Raw genomic sequence first — 15,480 nt, forward strand, 5'->3', positions numbered from 1 at the left:
ATGGGAAAATTTCCGGAACTTCTTTATAAAATCAAAATGAGGGAGCGCGTGCTTTTGATTGTAGCCGTCTTCGTTCTCCTGTTCATAGGTATCGACAGGGCCGTGATTACACCCTTTTTTACATCGATTAATGAAACAAAAGAGAGGCTTGAGACACAAAAACAACTTCTGAAAAAATATTATTCATTCATAGCAAATAAAAAACAATATGAGACCAGGTTGAATGACCTTGAGCGCTATTATACAGAATATCAAGAAAAATTCCTTTCCGAGGTAACGGAAGAACTTGCCTCTGCAAAATTACAAGAAATTATAAATAACCTGGCCAACAAGAACGGACTTGTCGTATCAAGAAGCACAGCTTTAAAAAAAGAGATAATTAACAAAAAACCATATCTTATTGTGCTATCCATTAATTTTGAAATAAGTAATCTGGATAGTTCCCTGAAACTCCAGAATTTTCTCTATGATATAGAATATAACAACGAGAAACTGCTTTTTCTCGATAATCTTAAAATAAAAACCCTGGGGTTAAATGTTGTAAAAGGCGCTACTATTTCTTCCACGTTGATGGCTATTGCTTCAATCGAAAAAAAGTCGTGATTTTATGAAGTCTCTGAATAAAAAAGTATTGTGGGTTGCTTTTGAATCATTCAGTAAAAAGATAAAGCAATGGAAGCATTATCTGCCGATTATAAATCTGTTTTTATTTACTAGTGTTGTAAGCCTTGCAATTCTCTGCGTATTTCTCGTGTATCATCCTCCCGAAATTAACAAGATTCCTGACAAGGAGGATGGTGGAATGCCTGTAAAGAATAATCTGTTGCCTTCCCTCCGGTCGGATACTAAACCAATAAATAATTATGAGCTTATATTATCAAACAACCCTTTCTCTCCGAACCGTACTGTCTGGACTCCGTTCGATATAAAGACAGAGGTAAAGGCAGAACAAAGACAAGTGGTGGAAGGGGTTGGACAACCGTTAGAAAATCAACAAAAACCAAGGGGAATACCAAAAAAAATTATCTTACGGGGAATCCTGATTCTCGGAAATACGCGAAAGGCTCTTATTGAAAACCCGGATCTGACAGCCAGTAAAAAACCGTTTATCTTTGTAGAAGAAGGCGAGGAAATCGCAGAATATAGAGTAAAAACAATAGAACCGGATCAAGTAAAGCTTGATTGGTATGGCGAGGAACAGGTTGTAGTCATGAGATCGAACATTAAAAAATAAACGTTTATGAGTATTTTTCGATATAAATTATTAACCGTATCCAGCGGTATTGTGGAAGGAGAAAAAGAAGCGCTGAGTAAGATAGACCTGATTAACGAACTCCGTAAATCAGGACACATTATTTTGCATATTCAGCAGGCAGATAAAAATAAAAAATTTGGATTTTTCCTGAACCGTGTGAATAAAAAAGCTGTCTTGCCTTTCACCCAGGAGCTTGCTACCCTGCTCGATGGTGGTGTGCCTCTTGACAAAAGTTTATCCATTCTATTGTCCGGACAAAGCAAGAATATGATTAGGGATGTTATTGAGGATTTGCTAAATGGGATTAAGTCCGGAAAATCCTTTGCCGAAACACTCACGAATCATGTTAAGCTTTTCTCCAGTGTTTATATCAATATGGTGCGTGCCGGAGAAGAAGGTGGGGTGTTGCCGCAAGTACTCAAGAGATTGGGGGTGTTTCAGGAAAGGTTGCAGAAAGTACGCGGTGAAATTATTTCTGCAATGATTTATCCTCTTTTGCTAAGCATCACGGGTCTTGTGTGTGTGGGAGCGCTTATTGTGTATGTTATTCCTAAGTTTGCGCAGATCTTTGAGGGTATGGGCATTTCCCTTCCTTTTTCGACCATGATACTCATGGGTATAAGCAAATATTCTATTCGATACGGTTGGGTTTTCATCCTTGTAGCAGTGATTGCGTTCTTTTCTTATAAAAAAGCAATGAAGGATAACCATGTTGCTATAAAATTAGATCAAAAGAAGTTACAATTGCCGTTTATTGGTAATCTTTTGTGGAAAATGCAGATATCAAGATTTGCCAGAACCCTTGGCACTTTATTGGAAAACGGTGTGCCATTATTAAAATCGATGGATATTGTTAAAGATGTATTATCCAATCGGTATCTCGCTGACATTTCAGGAAATGTAAAAGCAAGCGTAAAAGAAGGAGCAGGACTTACCATATCTCTTGCAAAAAGAGGTTTCTTGCCTGAAATTGCCGTCCACTTGCTGAAAGTAGGAGAAGAAACGGGAAATTTGGACCGAATGCTTTTAAAAGTTGCAGATAATTTCGATGCCGAAGTTGAACAACGAATGAAGCGTCTGGTGACCTTAGTCGAACCTGTACTTATCTTGCTGATGGGGGCAGTTATTGGTGTTGTTGTAATTTCTATGTTGACGGCAATCCTTAGTGTGAATGATCTACGATTTTGAAGAATGTTCAAATTGAAGAATGCTACATATCCATAATAATTCCGGCTTACAATGAGGAAAAGAGATTATTACGTACCCTTAACAAAATTTGTGCGTATTTTTCTCAGCAGGATTTTATCTGCGAAATTATTGTTGTAGATGACGGTTCTACGGATAATACTTCTCAAGTAATAAGGAATTTTGCGCTTTCAAACAATCACGTAGTAGTCTTAACAAACGAACAGAACAGCGGTAAGGGTTATTCCGTGAGAAAAGGTATGTTGTCTGCAAAGGGCAAATATGTTTTTTTTACTGACGCAGATCTTTCTACCCCGATTGAGGAGATAGAAAAGTGCCTGCCGTATCTTACCCATGATTATGATGTGGTTATCGGATCACGAAGCATGCCCGAATCCAACATCCTGATTCATCAGCCCTGGTACCGTGAAAAGATGGGGAAGATCTTTAATGTTATAGTGAATGCGGTGTTGCTCAAGGGAATTGTAGATACGCAATGTGGATTTAAAGGATTCAGACGAGAGATTGTTGAAAAAGTTTTTAGCAGGTGCAGCATTGATGGTTTTTCATTTGATGTGGAAGTTCTTTATTTATCACGAAAATTTAATTTTAAGATAAAGGAAATTCCCATTCGATGGGAAAATTCTGCTTTAAGCAAGGTAAATCCAATCAAAGATTCTCTTCAGATGTTTAAGGATCTGTTCCGAATAAAAATCAAAGATTTAAAAGGATACTATCGGTAACGTTACCTTTTATGGAATAGAATCTGACCCGGGACGAGAGATTCTTTTTCTCCCGGTGGTGTCCATAAAAATTCCATAATAGCGCCTCCTCCCCCATCAAAATATTTTATTCGCACAGGATGAAAACCCTCATCAAGAGGTATAACGCCGGAAATGTACCTTGTTGCATGAATATCGTCGTTATCAACGACCATGTTCCCATCGATGTAAACTACAGAACCGTCATCTGATCTTGTTGCAAATTGATAAACCCCTTTTTGAGTAATGGAGAGGTACCCCTCCCATTCGATACCAAAGGGGGATCTATAAGGCTTTTTTGTCTCGTCATTATAGATAAAGGAAACGGAATCTTTTTCCACCCGTGACGAAAAAGGTGTTCCGATACACTCTATATTATAATAGTATTTTGCAATTAATCCCCGTTCCAGTTCTTTCTCTGAAATTTTAGCAAGTGACGGAGTATTTGTCTTTGCGGTTATTTCTTTTCCAAATCCAGTTTCATATAAACCCTGTTGTATATACGCTGTGAGCCAGACGCCCGGCCGCAGTGCGAAACGTTCTTTCTTGTAATTCCCCTTTAATTTTTTCTTTAATTCCGTTTCACTGGTTTTGTCAACGATAATGACCGGGGCATTAGGATTTTCAATAATACCGCCCCAGAATTTTGCATTCTTGTATTCTCTGAGATACCAGGGCAACGGCCAGTATTCTCTCGAAACGACGTTGATGGCCATATTCTGCCCGCAGGTATTCGATAAGGATTTTAATCTGTCTAGTAAATTATAAATATCCCTCTTGGTTTGAACATAGACAAGTTCATACCGTTCATCATCGTAATTGTTAAAATTCAGCATAAGAGACTGGTAACAGGAAAAACCAAAAATACCAATGAAGAGAGGGTAAAAGATTGCATAATGCCATTTCTCTTTCATCATTCCGAATATCGAATTTACAAAAATTCCTCCCATAATAGAAAGTGGAAGTAAGATATTTAAAATCAGCCAGGGCGTTTTGTAGGGTATAAGGGAATAGGTTACGTAAATGAGAATAGCCCATGCCGCAATGAAAACCGTAAATTTGTTGCCATGACGGAATGAATAGTAAAATCCAGCAATTCCTAAAGCCAGTGTTGGAAATTCAAATTTATAAAGTAACTTAAAATAGTAAAAAAACGGTTTGGTATGTCCACCGCTGTGTGTGCCGGTTTTTGTCCATATCTTCAGGGTAGTTAAAATGCTCTTGATGCCTGAATAATAGGTAAAAAACGATGAATAAAACAAGAAGGTAATCAGAATGAGTATTCCTACGCTGATACCCACAGCGTATCTGTTTTTCTTACAATGATTCGCAAATGCTGTAAAGGTGTCTTTACAGTACAAAAACCTGACACCTTTCGATAAGGAAATCATTTCATAGCAATACGCAAAGGCTAAGGACAATGCGTAAACAGCAAAAGTAAGGATATATGTTTCTTTTATCGTTATGACAAATGCAATGCTTGTTGCAGCAAAATAGATATACCGTGATTTCTTTGTTTCCGTGTAAAGGAAAAAAGAAACCACTACAGCCAGGGAAAAGAAAACCAGATAAATTTCGTGGATAGTATCTCTTGAGAAGAATGCGTTTGCAGGGGAGATGGCAACTAACAGTCCTGTTGTCAGGAGGCCCATCGTACCTAATCGTCTCCGTAGCGGAAAGAATAAAGCCACAATCATGACCCCGAACAATGCGGGCATTAACCGGAAAGTAAAATCTGAAATACCAAAGAGGTAAAATGGGATTAAACCAATATAATAGAGAAAGGGACCGTGATAATTGGCAGGATCATAATGATAATAGTTTCTGTCGAACAAATTGAGCAGAAAAAAACTGTTTACTCCTTCGTCTGAATGAAAAGGTCTGAGGCCAATGTCCCAGAAACGGAGAAAAGACGCAATGAAAACGGGCACAAAAAAGGCAATAAGTAGTGTAATTTTTTGAATTCGTTTTTCTTTCATGGTTTGAAGGCAAGGGATTAAAGATTAAAGATTAAAGATTAAAGAAAAATAATTCTATTGTTGTTTGGTTTTTGATGCAATTGAACGCGTAACGAGGGTTATTTCTTTTGATTCCTGGATTACATACCTGCGTGTATCTTCGTTTCCCAGGTGGAGTTTGTTTATAACCTTATACCAAAAACGGGTTTCCCGTGATTCCCTCAAGCTTATTGCTACTCTTGCATGGAATTCCCTTGGTATTGATGCCTGACTTTTTTCATAAATAGCGCCAATTGAAGTAGCAGCTTTTGAGAATTGGTAACGAAACACGCCATATTCCTTTCTGCAAGGAGAAGTTTCTAAGAATTTAATAGCATTTACCGTAAAATTAACTAAGCGTTCTTTCAAATCAATTTTATAGTTTTCCGCCGTATCTAAAATAATCAATTCCCCACTTTTAATTTCAATATTCTGTTTCATTGACAATCCCATTTCCCTCTTTTTAACTTCAATCTTTTATCTTCAAGCTTTCTTCCGGTATCTTTTCTTCCACATCTCCGGGCGTTACCCACAAGAGCTTGAGAAATGCCCCGCCGCCGGCATCAAAATATTTGATTGTTATTTTGTGTGCGCCTTTTTCTAACGAACAGATACCTGTAGCAGACTTCGTTGCATGAAGACCGCCATTGTCTATTATCAGCGCATTATCCAAAAAAAGCCAGGAACCATCATCTGATGTTATCTTAAATGTGTATATGCCCGGAGTGTGGATATCGATAAAACCTTCGACAATAACGCCAAACGGGCTTGATACGGGCTTACTATCTTCATCGGTCCAATTGAATTCAATATCCTTAACAATCTCCTCATACGCTGGTTCACCTTCAAAATGTATGTTATCATAATATCGTGCACGTAATCCATACTTTTGGTTACCCAAATTATTTTTTATACTCGTTTTAGAAATCAGTGATTGTCTGGTTTGCTGGTTGGTAAGGTCGTAGATGGTATAATTTTTAGTGGTGATAATGGCAGGGTAATTGGTGTCAAAGAATACCTTGTTTGCACCCATACGCTTTTCATGCGGGCCAATCGAAACATAAGAGGGTTTGTAGATATTTATCAGTGCCGTAGTATCGGATTTCCCTTTTAGCATCGTCTTGATGTCCTGTTCGCGTTTGTTCGCGTCGCTATAGCCATGACTCCAGATATGCGCAGGATAACCCATTAAAGATTTTCTTCCGGACAAAAAAACCGGATGGTTAAATATGGGTGCATTTAAAAACACGGCGTCTGGTGATGTTTCGGCTATAATTCGTCTGGCAAGATTGGTTTCCTCCGTGCTAAATTCCTTCCACCCCGTGATGGGAGCTATGGCATATTTAAAGACGTCGATACCGCCTGCCGCTGTAAGGGAAGACACAATTAAGAAAAAGCCCGCTTTTGAAAGTAACTTGAGACTACCATTCTCATATAAATAAGTAAGTGCAAGTGCTGCTGCGGGTATGGTACCAAGGAGCCAATAAATCAATATTTTAATATTGTCCCAATTCCATGGTGCAAAAAGTATGAAATTAGGCAAAAGAAAAAGAATCAAAAACGCCGCTATAAAAAATCCCGCCCTTTGTGATGAACAATCGTTTGCCCTGGTGAAAAGAATGATAAGCCCGCTGATAAGTACTGGCCAGAAAAGGCTCGTATTTTTTATCCAGAACCACAAGAAATTTTCTTTCCCTGACATCCAGCCAAAACTGAGTTTAAAAAAACTCCCACCACCAACGTGTCCTGACAGATAATACACTTGCGGCAACGACAGGATAAAGGCGGGCAGAAAGAATAAAAACCATCTACGCCAGTCCCAGAATATAATGCCTAATGGTATCGTGACCATCAATACGGTCAGGAAACTATGTGAATGAAGGAAAGGAAGTGCGCCAGCAAGGATGCCGGCAAAGAGAAATTCCCTCCACTGCTTGTGTTCGATACCCGTGTAAAGGAAAGAAAAGATCGATATCGTGACAGGGAAACCAAATAAAAATGGCCGCTGTGGGATATTAAGGCAAGTCAGTGGTGTGATCCAATGGTAATTCAGCGAGGGAATCTTCGTGTAATCGCGAGGGATGTGCATAAGAAATGACCATAGCGTATGAGATGTGCTTGCAAGATCATGAAAGAAATAATAAAAACCAAAACCACCGGAAAAAAAGAAGAGAAAGACAGAAAGAATTGCAGCAAGCCTTTTTTTCACCAAACGATAGGTAAAGTAGTAGAGGGCACCATACAATGAAGCCGTAAGCAATAAGCCGGGAATGAAGAGTATGTCATCAAAATTTAAGCCTAACTTCAGAAAAATTGCAGAAAGAAAATCGGATAGAAATGGATAAACGAGTTTTTCTCCTGCAAAAGAGGGGTCCTGCGGAGGGATATTGTTTCCGTAAACAAACGAGGTGATATAGGCCAAATGGAGCGGCAGATCGCCATAGTTATTCGGAAGCCCGATATACATCCCATCTGTTTTCCAAATGATTGTTCTGGAGAAGAGGCGCCAGAATATTATAGTGAAAAAAGAAAATACTGCAAGATGTACAAAGTAAGATACCTTATTGAGAAGAAAATCGTTCTTTATCTCCCTTGTTTCATTCAGTATCTTTTCTTTAAACGATGTCCATGTAATTAAGAGAAAGAATAAACAAAAAAAAACGAGCAAGCTTGCTGAGAGATAAATGCACTTGAACTGAAGTCGCCAAAGCAGGGAAAAGAGGTAAACAAGCCAGGTCTGGAGTCCTAATCCTATAGGCACTCCATAAGTAATTCTTTCAAAAATGGAGTACCTTGATGTCAGAAGATAAGTAAGGAAATACCCGGCCGAAATAGAAATAATAATAAAGGAGATGACATACACCATAATATTTGTGTTTTGACGTCAGGAAATTTCAAATGGAGGTTATAGATCGGAATTTATTCCGTATAAGTAGCATAAATATCACACCCTAACGAGATACATACGCACTGATAAAAATATGGGCGAAGCATTTGTGCAAGATTAGTTTGTGCACACGATAGCGAATACTTCATCCTTACGCTATACGGCAAAACATCTCCTTTGTTAGGTTTTTTTCAAAAAGTCAATTGTCATAATTTTTCAAAATATACAATCTTTTGAGTTTGTTTTCAATAAAACATACAAATTATTTGATTTCTTTACAAATAGTTCTAATAAGAATATAATTTCAACAATAAAAAAGCATTTATATTACCGCGATTATTAAAGAAACAGAGCAATCTCTACAATGGAATTCACAAAATCAAAGGGACTTTTTATAACCCTTCTCATCATTCTGTTCATTGGTGGCATATACATAGGTATACGATTGCTTCTGCCCAATCGTGGATTGACGGGATATTACTTATACTTTTTGGATACGGAATCAAAACCGGAAAACATTCCGCTTCAACCACAACAGATATCTTCATCCGGAATGTGTTCCAACCTCAGGAAAAAGGTCTATGAAGGTTACCCCAAAAAAACGCTTATCAAAGAAATTACAGAAGATGCGCCCTTGAATTTTAACTGGTCTTCTGAGGCAAAAAAGTCTTATAAATCACCCTTCACCATAGAGTGGGATGGATTTTTAAAGATAGAGGATCCTGGTGATTATACTTTTATCCTAAGTTCCGATGACGGTTCAGAACTGTTTCTGAACAATAGCAAGGTTATTGATAATGGCAGTCAACATGGAATCGTGAAAAAAATAAAAACAATATCCCTTGAGCCGGGATTTTATCATTTTCATATGAGATATTTTGATGTGGGGGGAGGTGCGGTGCTCTCCCTGAAGTGGAAAATGCCCAATGCACAGGAAACTGTGATCCCTTTATCTCAATTTTATCATGAGCCAGCAAATCATACTATATACTTTGTAGACCCCGCAATTTCCCATGTTCTGCAAATTGAGCCCAAGAGCACAATCGACGAAAACCGTATTGTATTCAGAAAAAACGATCCTGCCATAGATTTCAGAAACTTTGGAATTCTTAGGACCTATTACGTGAATTACTGGGACAACCAGCGATTTCAACCACCGGTGCGTGTTCCTGCCTATAATATCATCTGGAGGGGTTTTATTTGGATACCAAAAGATGGTATGTACACATTCCATGCAGACACGAATGGAGAAATGATTCTGTTTATCGACTTAAAGGCTGTTATGAAATACCGTGCCGGAAATGATTCAAAAATACGAACTCATCTTGAAAAGGGTTGGAAACCGATACAGATCAATTATGTTAATACCGCCAAATATGCCAGACTGAATCTATGCTGGCAAAAACCTGAAGATAACAAGCTCGGATGTATTCCATCATGGTATTTAATGCCTTCAGAAAATAAGGATGTTTTTGGGAAGGCCAGATTGTGGTTTGCGGCAGGATTTCTAGTTGCATCAGTGTCCCTGGGTTTTCTTTTGTTTCTCGTCTTAAAAAACAAAAGGAAAAGCTGTTTTCAAGAATATGTTACGTATATACAACAGAATTGGCCGGTTGTGGCCTTAATTTTTATCGTAATTCTTGGGGCGGTTCTCAGGTTTAACCATTACAGTGTGATTCCACCTCATGGAGATACCATGGATGTCTATCAGGAAGCGTGGAATGGTTATCATATTCTCCATGGTGACGGGCCTCAATCATGGGAAGGTGCATATTTTGTGTCGGCGTATAAAAGTGGAGATAAGAGTTCTCTTCAATGGTTTGGGGATAGTTTTACGATAGTAAAACGTTATATCGCGCATCCGCCCTTGTTTTCCATCTTTGCGGGCATTCCACCAACGATTTGTGGTGCAAAGGAGTATTTGGACTGCAGATTAACAACAATTAATATAACGCCAATATTTTTTTCTACACTTACTGTTCTGCTGGTATTTTGTGTTTCTTATAAAATATACCGTTCTTATTCAATATCCATAATCGCTAGTTTACTTTACGCTACGGTTCCGATCTTTGTTGTTACTGGTCGAATTGCCAAAGGCGACGGCCTCCTTGCACTCGTCCTTATATCAGGCGTACTGTGTGTTTTACACTATGCAGAATCGGGAAAAAAGGTGTATGTAATCTATGCTGGATTATTGGCAGGCGTGTCGTTCTGGAGTAAAGAGATGGGTATCTGTGCAATCGTGATCATCCCATTATTGTTGGGTCGTAAAGGTTTCAGGAAAGAAGCTGGCTTGGCTGCCGGAATTGGTTTCGCCATTGCGATAAGTTATTTTTTATATTGCTATCTGATAAATCCAGAGGCTTTTTTCAAAATGATGGATTTGCGCGACAAACACCAGAGTGCTGTGTTCGATATGGTGATGAAATATCTGAGGGATTTTAGGATTACGATAAACTATGCACATTTTGGTATAGGATATTACTGGTGGTTCTGGTTTGCGTTGGTTTATTCAATGGGAAAGCGGGAATGGACTGTTCCCGTAACGGCATTTATTTTACTTATGACAATCAGTGCCCTGTCAACGGACATCTATCCCTTTGGCTGGTTTCTTATTCCAATTTACCCATTTATGGCAATTGCCGGAGGTCTGTTTATACGGGATCTCATTTCAAGACCGAATACTGCAAAGGCGCTCCTGATACTTTTAATTCTTCTTGCCGTTCCTTTAAGAGAAATTCTTCCTAGTAATTTATACAAATCGCAGTGGTTGTTTCGGTATTATCTTGCTATAGGCATCCTACCTTTTTTAGCGTTTGATTTTTTTAAACATCGGATTACCGCTGCCGTTGCAAAAACGGCCTGCTATCTTTATCTTTCATTCTTCTTAACAATAAATATCTACGTTGTGTATCACCTGCCTGATCTCTATGACCCGTTGAAAAGGTGAGATTTATTATGAATAATAGTTCTTAATACGTATTCCCGATTTTCCGGCCGATAATTATCTGATTCAATAAAAGGAAGTTCAGTCTGCACGATTTTAGAAGTCTTTCAAGGATCAGTTCAAAGGGCATCCCAACAGGGGAGACCATGAACCGTTCTGCCTTTAAGATTTCAAACCCTGATTTTTTGAATAAAGACATTAGTTTGTTTAAGGTAATGATTTCATGGTGCTCCTCTTCTTTTAAATGACCAATTTTCGTAGCAATCCCTTCCCAGAATGGATGAGGGGTAGTCACGATAAATAGACCATTTTTTCGCAGGACTCGAAAGGCTTCGCGGATTAATTGCATTGGGTCGGAGACGTGTTCAATAATTGCAGTAGCAATCACCACATCAAATACGTTTTCTTTCACAGGTAATACCAGAGCATCCCCTTGAAGTAAACAGATAGTTTTATTCTTGCGGCAGGCTATTAAGTCGTTTGAATATTCAATGCCTATGCAGGTTGTGTCGGGGAATACCGCCTTCAAATTGTTTAACATGAGGCCGTCTGCGGCACCAACATCCAAAATCGACCTTGGTTCTTTTGAATGAAATGTCTGGATGCTTTTTAGTACCTCAAAGCTTCTTCGTTTCAGTCTATAGATATGCGATCGCTTTGACTGGCGTGCAGTGGCGTATTCCTTTCCCAGAACCCCTTTCACGACTGCATACCAAAGACTTTGAGGCCAGCCCGTGCCATTCTTCTGAATTCACCGATTGACCGGATGTGGGTGAGTCTCTTCAAAATATAGGATGGCCGGGTATAGAAACTCTTATAAGCGTAAACGAGTAATTCTTGTAGTTCCTCTCTTGTAAAATGCTCCTCCCAACATTGTGGTTGAAAACCTTTGGTGGGATTTCTGGCAAATTCCCGCCAAAAATCATTTTTGATAATACCTTCTTTTAGCCCCATCTTGTATATCTCTGTAGCGGGGAAAGGTGTAAATATGGTGATGTGGACGAAATCGGGTTTTAACTCTTTGGCAAATGCAATGGTTTCCATGATCTCTTTCTTCGTTTCTCTGGGACATCCAATCATAAAATACGCCAGGACGGAGATACCTGTCTCTTTTGTCTCCCGGAAGGTAGTCCTTACCCTATCCACCGTAATCCCTTTGTTTAAAATCTTTAAGATTTCCGGGTTGCCTGATTCCACTCCATAATGGATGCGTTCGCAGTTTGCCTCTTTCAGCTTTTTTAACAAATCTTTATCAATGTTATTAACCCGGGCTCTTATGTCCCATCCGATAGTAAGTTTCCTCCTGATAATCTCATTGCATACCTCTATTACGCGCTGTCTGTCAATCGTAAAGGTGTCGTCATAGATCAGGAACTCCCGTATGCCCAGCTTTACACACGCCTCCATTTCGTCTACCACGTTCAAGGCAGACCGCGCGCGGAAACTCTTGCCCAAATGGGGCCGGTCACAAAAGGTGCATCGGTACGGACATCCCCGGCTCGTAAACATTGTGGTAATAGGTGTCCTCTTTGCCATGAGGGAACTGTATTTCCGGATTGGGGTCATGTGTCTGGCAGGGAAAGGAAGGCTATCGAGATCATCGTTCAGTGGCCGGGCGCCGGTATTGATAATCCTGCCATCTTCTTTAAATACCAGGCCGGGAATATTTCTTAGTCGGGCCTTATCGTCAATATTTTCAGTGAGCTCTTTAAAGGTAATTTCTCCCTCCCCAAGGACAAGAAAATCGACACCAGGGATATGGATGGTTTCTTCAGGATAAATATGTACATGTGGGCCGCCCAGAACTATCTTTGCAGTTTGATGCACAGATTTTACCAGGTTTATTACCTTTATCACATCTATCAGGGTAAAGGTCATGGCGGTAATACCAACTACATCTGGTAATTTTGACAGAATGATGCCTTTTAAACGATCGTAACCGATTTCCTCTGCCTGAGTGTCCAGGACTTCCACATCGTAGTCTGTATACTTTTCCAGATAACCAGCGATGTACAATATTCCCAGAGGAGGATTATAACCACGTTCTTCCCCAATAATGCTGGGATTGTTGCCAAGCAATTCATTTTCAGAAGGCGGATTGATTAAAAGGATTTTCATGATCGGCTTCTTTTATCTATCAGGTCTGCAATCATGCCAATGGCCAGAATTTGTACGCCGGAGATAAAAAGTATGACGGTGGTGATGTCCATAACTTTAGGGGTAAATAAATAGCTCAGTACAAGGACGGCAATACTCGATGCGAAAAAAAATGCGCTGATTGGCAAAAAAATCTTAAGTGGGTCAAAATATAAGACTGTCCGTATAATAAGTTGAATGAAGTTCAGGGTGTCCCGAACGGGTCTAATCTTTGATCTCCCCAAACGCAGATGATATTCGATAGGAATGAATTCAACCGCGTAGTCGTTGGTAAGCATGGCAAGAGTAATCGTTGTCGTAAATGAAAAACCATCAGGCAGGAGATGGCAAAATTTCATAACAATGTCCTTTTTCATTGCCCGTAATCCTGAGTTAAGATCTGGAATTTTTATACCAGTAAGAAAATTGGCCAGCTTGTTCAATATCCACTTTGCGGGTCGTCTTACGTAGGGAATGTTTGTGTCTTTGTTTTTCCTGGCTCCAACGACCATTTCACTCTTCGGTAAGAGTGCAAGAAGCCTTGGAATATCCTCTATGGAGTACGTCCCATCGGCATCTGATATAACAAGAGTATTATACCTTGCGTGCCGGATTCCGGTTTTAATGGCGGCTCCGTAACCGCGGTTGAAGGGATGATGGATTAACACAATATCCTGAATATCCCTTATCATTTCTGATGTACCGTCAGTAGAACCATCGTCTACAACGATAATCTCCCAATGGTTGCCGCATCTTTTCCTTAATGATCGAAGTGATTCGATTACCTGGAATATTCCTTCCTTTTCATTATACGTGGGAATAATAATACTTGCTTCTTCGATCATGGATTACCTTATTCTTGCAATCAATTTGAATAAAACGTATTCAATAAAGGTAAGGGAAAAACCGTAAAATTTAGTTTTTAAAAAACAGTGGTGAAGCATTTGCTTGCCTGAGTATGAGTGTGTTTATAGAAACGATAGCAAATGCTTCTGCCTTCTTACACGGTGAAGTAAAACATTGTAGTTATTCAATTTTTCACAAAACTGAATTGCTGTAAAATTATAATGTATCTGTTTGGTATTCTCAATCTTTTTTAATGCTGGTTAAATATGAGGGTTATAGAGAATACTATTAAAAATAATTATTGATTTTGATTATGATTATATGTATACATATCCTTAATGTTGTTGCTGCAACTGAGCTGCAAGCGTGTAAGTCTCCTTTTGGTGGAGTGAAGTTTTTATACTATGGATAAAGGGTGGTAAAATATTTTGCCACAAAAAACATGAAAAAGACGAATAAAAAACAAGTATCTGGTCAGCAAAAGATTGCGGTGACGAAGGATAAAGGATTGAAAGATTTTGAGAAACACATTAAGACCTTTACTACAGGTCTTTCTTCTCTGACAAAATCGTTCGAAGCTGTGGCAAAAAAAATCGATATCCTGGGAAGGCGCATAGATGTGTTGGAAAAGCTATCTGCTTCGTCAGAAAAAACCCTGCAAGCAAATAAGAAGCAGATGGAGGCAGCACTAAAGAATTATCTGGAAGCAGGAAAAAGAATAGAATCCGGGGTAAAAGAATTCATGGCGAAAAGTAAGGATATAGATAACATTGCAAAAAAAGTATATAGTATTGAAAAGAATCTGGAGGGACTGAAATCAAGCATTGATTCCATGGGTGATGTTGTTTCTGACATGGAGGACACCAATGAAGACGTACTAGATATTGCGGAGCAGATACAAGATTCGTTAGAAGAAGAGATATTTTAGGGAATACTATTTTTGTGGAGAGGACCGTTCTTATAGAAAAGGAGTGGAAATTATGAATGAAGCAAAAAATACCAATCCAAAAGGCCAGTCTTCAAAGAGATCTGTATCCGGTCAGAGACCTCAAAAAGAAAAATTAAAACCATCTGATATCCAGGCAAAGTACGATGTAGATATAAAGCCCGCCTTGTCATTGATAAAGAAAATTGATGACATACTAGGCGAAATAGAACTCAAGCCCATTAAGTCCTTTGAAAAAAATGAACAGGGAAAGCTTCTTCATGCGTATGAGAAGTTAATATTCCTTATGGTGCGGGAGATTAATAATTCCAGACGATAAAATTTTCTTCTGTTCCCCGCTTTGTTTTTTAGCACAAAAGATTCTTTTGCGCCGTTTTTCCAATTAGACTGGTTCGTAACTTTTCCATCGCCTTCTTCCTTTTTGTTGTATTAAATAGCATGATAAATTATCAACAGTACTTTGTTAAAATTTAAGCGGCGAATTTTTTCTTCAGTCGTTTCGATTTGATTTTGAAATAAT

At 38.9% G+C, this 15,480-nt stretch carries 13 protein-coding genes; 7 read left to right on the plus strand and 6 right to left on the minus strand.

Annotated features, from left to right (window positions below; all coding sequences use genetic code 11):
• The 4 genes from BIY37_RS10520 to BIY37_RS10535 are packed head-to-tail and all read left to right on the plus strand — an operon-like array spanning position 1 to position 3,183.
• Positions 1–603, plus strand: a complete 603-nt coding sequence (locus BIY37_RS10520) for a GspMb/PilO family protein (protein ID WP_070067791.1) — start codon at positions 1–3, stop codon at positions 601–603.
• A gap of 4 nt (positions 604–607) precedes the next feature.
• Positions 608–1,234 (plus strand): hypothetical protein, encoded by a 627-nt coding sequence (locus BIY37_RS10525; RefSeq protein WP_070067792.1) that lies wholly within the window; start codon positions 608–610, stop codon positions 1,232–1,234.
• Between the two features lie 6 nt (positions 1,235–1,240).
• Positions 1,241–2,443 carry a type II secretion system F family protein gene (locus tag BIY37_RS10530; protein ID WP_070067793.1) on the plus strand — a complete coding sequence of 401 codons (1,203 nt, stop codon included), beginning with the start codon at positions 1,241–1,243 and terminating at the stop codon, positions 2,441–2,443.
• Complete coding sequence (locus tag BIY37_RS10535) at positions 2,440–3,183, plus strand: dolichyl-phosphate beta-glucosyltransferase (RefSeq protein ID WP_179129370.1); 744 nt, start codon at positions 2,440–2,442, stop codon at positions 3,181–3,183. The genes BIY37_RS10530 and BIY37_RS10535 overlap by 4 nt, the downstream gene beginning before the upstream one ends.
• A gap of 2 nt (positions 3,184–3,185) precedes the next feature.
• Here the strand turns inward: BIY37_RS10535 and BIY37_RS10540 are convergent, their stop codons facing one another.
• From BIY37_RS10540 to BIY37_RS10550, 3 genes are read right to left on the minus strand one after another with little or no spacing between them, the layout of a single operon-like run.
• Positions 3,186–5,180, minus strand: coding sequence for a flippase activity-associated protein Agl23 (locus BIY37_RS10540; protein ID WP_070067795.1), 1,995 nt, complete (start codon positions 5,178–5,180; stop codon positions 3,186–3,188).
• A 54-nt stretch (positions 5,181–5,234) separates the two neighbouring features.
• Positions 5,235–5,639 (minus strand): four helix bundle protein, encoded by a 405-nt coding sequence (locus tag BIY37_RS10545; protein ID WP_080325029.1) that lies wholly within the window; start codon positions 5,637–5,639, stop codon positions 5,235–5,237.
• Between the two features lie 28 nt (positions 5,640–5,667).
• Complete coding sequence (locus BIY37_RS10550; RefSeq protein WP_179129371.1) at positions 5,668–7,665, minus strand: PA14 domain-containing protein; 1,998 nt, start codon at positions 7,663–7,665, stop codon at positions 5,668–5,670.
• A 784-nt stretch (positions 7,666–8,449) separates the two neighbouring features.
• On the opposite strand from BIY37_RS10550, the gene BIY37_RS10555 reads away from it, so the two are divergent.
• Positions 8,450–11,035, plus strand: a complete 2,586-nt coding sequence (locus BIY37_RS10555) for a PA14 domain-containing protein (RefSeq protein WP_070067797.1) — start codon at positions 8,450–8,452, stop codon at positions 11,033–11,035.
• 22 nt (positions 11,036–11,057) lie between these two features.
• Here the strand turns inward: BIY37_RS10555 and BIY37_RS10560 are convergent, their stop codons facing one another.
• The 3 genes from BIY37_RS10560 to BIY37_RS10570 are packed head-to-tail and all read right to left on the minus strand — an operon-like array spanning position 11,058 to position 14,013.
• Positions 11,058–11,735 carry a class I SAM-dependent methyltransferase gene (locus BIY37_RS10560; RefSeq protein WP_070067798.1) on the minus strand — a complete coding sequence of 226 codons (678 nt, stop codon included), beginning with the start codon at positions 11,733–11,735 and terminating at the stop codon, positions 11,058–11,060.
• Entirely contained in the window at positions 11,732–13,150 is a 1,419-nt protein-coding gene (locus BIY37_RS10565; RefSeq protein WP_070067799.1) for a B12-binding domain-containing radical SAM protein, read from the minus strand. The genes BIY37_RS10560 and BIY37_RS10565 overlap by 4 nt, the downstream gene beginning before the upstream one ends.
• Entirely contained in the window at positions 13,147–14,013 is an 867-nt protein-coding gene (locus tag BIY37_RS10570) for a glycosyltransferase family 2 protein (RefSeq protein WP_070067800.1), read from the minus strand. Before BIY37_RS10570 ends, BIY37_RS10565 begins: the two co-directional genes overlap by 4 nt.
• 416 nt (positions 14,014–14,429) lie before the next feature.
• Here BIY37_RS10570 and BIY37_RS10575 point away from each other — a divergent pair, with 416 nt between their 5' ends.
• Positions 14,430–14,942 carry a hypothetical protein gene (locus BIY37_RS10575; RefSeq protein ID WP_070067801.1) on the plus strand — a complete coding sequence of 171 codons (513 nt, stop codon included), beginning with the start codon at positions 14,430–14,432 and terminating at the stop codon, positions 14,940–14,942.
• Between the two features lie 52 nt (positions 14,943–14,994).
• The gene (locus tag BIY37_RS10580) at positions 14,995–15,279 is read left to right on the plus strand and encodes a hypothetical protein (RefSeq protein WP_070067802.1); all 285 of its coding nucleotides are present in this window, start codon (positions 14,995–14,997) and stop codon (positions 15,277–15,279) included.
• Positions 15,280–15,480 lie beyond the last annotated feature (201 nt).

It is taken from the genome of Candidatus Brocadia sapporoensis (assembly GCF_001753675.2).
In the GTDB taxonomy this organism is placed as follows: Bacteria; Planctomycetota; Brocadiia; order Brocadiales; family Brocadiaceae; genus Brocadia; species Brocadia sapporoensis.

Coding starts and splice junctions, on each gene's coding strand:
- BIY37_RS10550 (WP_179129371.1), bottom strand. CDS start 7,665: ATGTATATCGGGCTTCCGAATAACTATGGCGATCTGCCGCTCCATTTG.
- BIY37_RS10525 (WP_070067792.1), top strand. CDS start 608: ATGAAGTCTCTGAATAAAAAAGTATTGTGGGTTGCTTTTGAATCATTC.
- BIY37_RS10555 (WP_070067797.1), top strand. CDS start 8,450: ATGGAATTCACAAAATCAAAGGGACTTTTTATAACCCTTCTCATCATT.
- BIY37_RS10580 (WP_070067802.1), top strand. CDS start 14,995: ATGAATGAAGCAAAAAATACCAATCCAAAAGGCCAGTCTTCAAAGAGA.
- BIY37_RS10570 (WP_070067800.1), bottom strand. CDS start 14,013: ATGATCGAAGAAGCAAGTATTATTATTCCCACGTATAATGAAAAGGAA.
- BIY37_RS10565 (WP_070067799.1), bottom strand. CDS start 13,150: ATGAAAATCCTTTTAATCAATCCGCCTTCTGAAAATGAATTGCTTGGC.
- BIY37_RS10540 (WP_070067795.1), bottom strand. CDS start 5,180: ATGAAAGAAAAACGAATTCAAAAAATTACACTACTTATTGCCTTTTTT.
- BIY37_RS10520 (WP_070067791.1), top strand. CDS start 1: ATGGGAAAATTTCCGGAACTTCTTTATAAAATCAAAATGAGGGAGCGC.
- BIY37_RS10530 (WP_070067793.1), top strand. CDS start 1,241: ATGAGTATTTTTCGATATAAATTATTAACCGTATCCAGCGGTATTGTG.
- BIY37_RS10545 (WP_080325029.1), bottom strand. CDS start 5,639: ATGAAACAGAATATTGAAATTAAAAGTGGGGAATTGATTATTTTAGAT.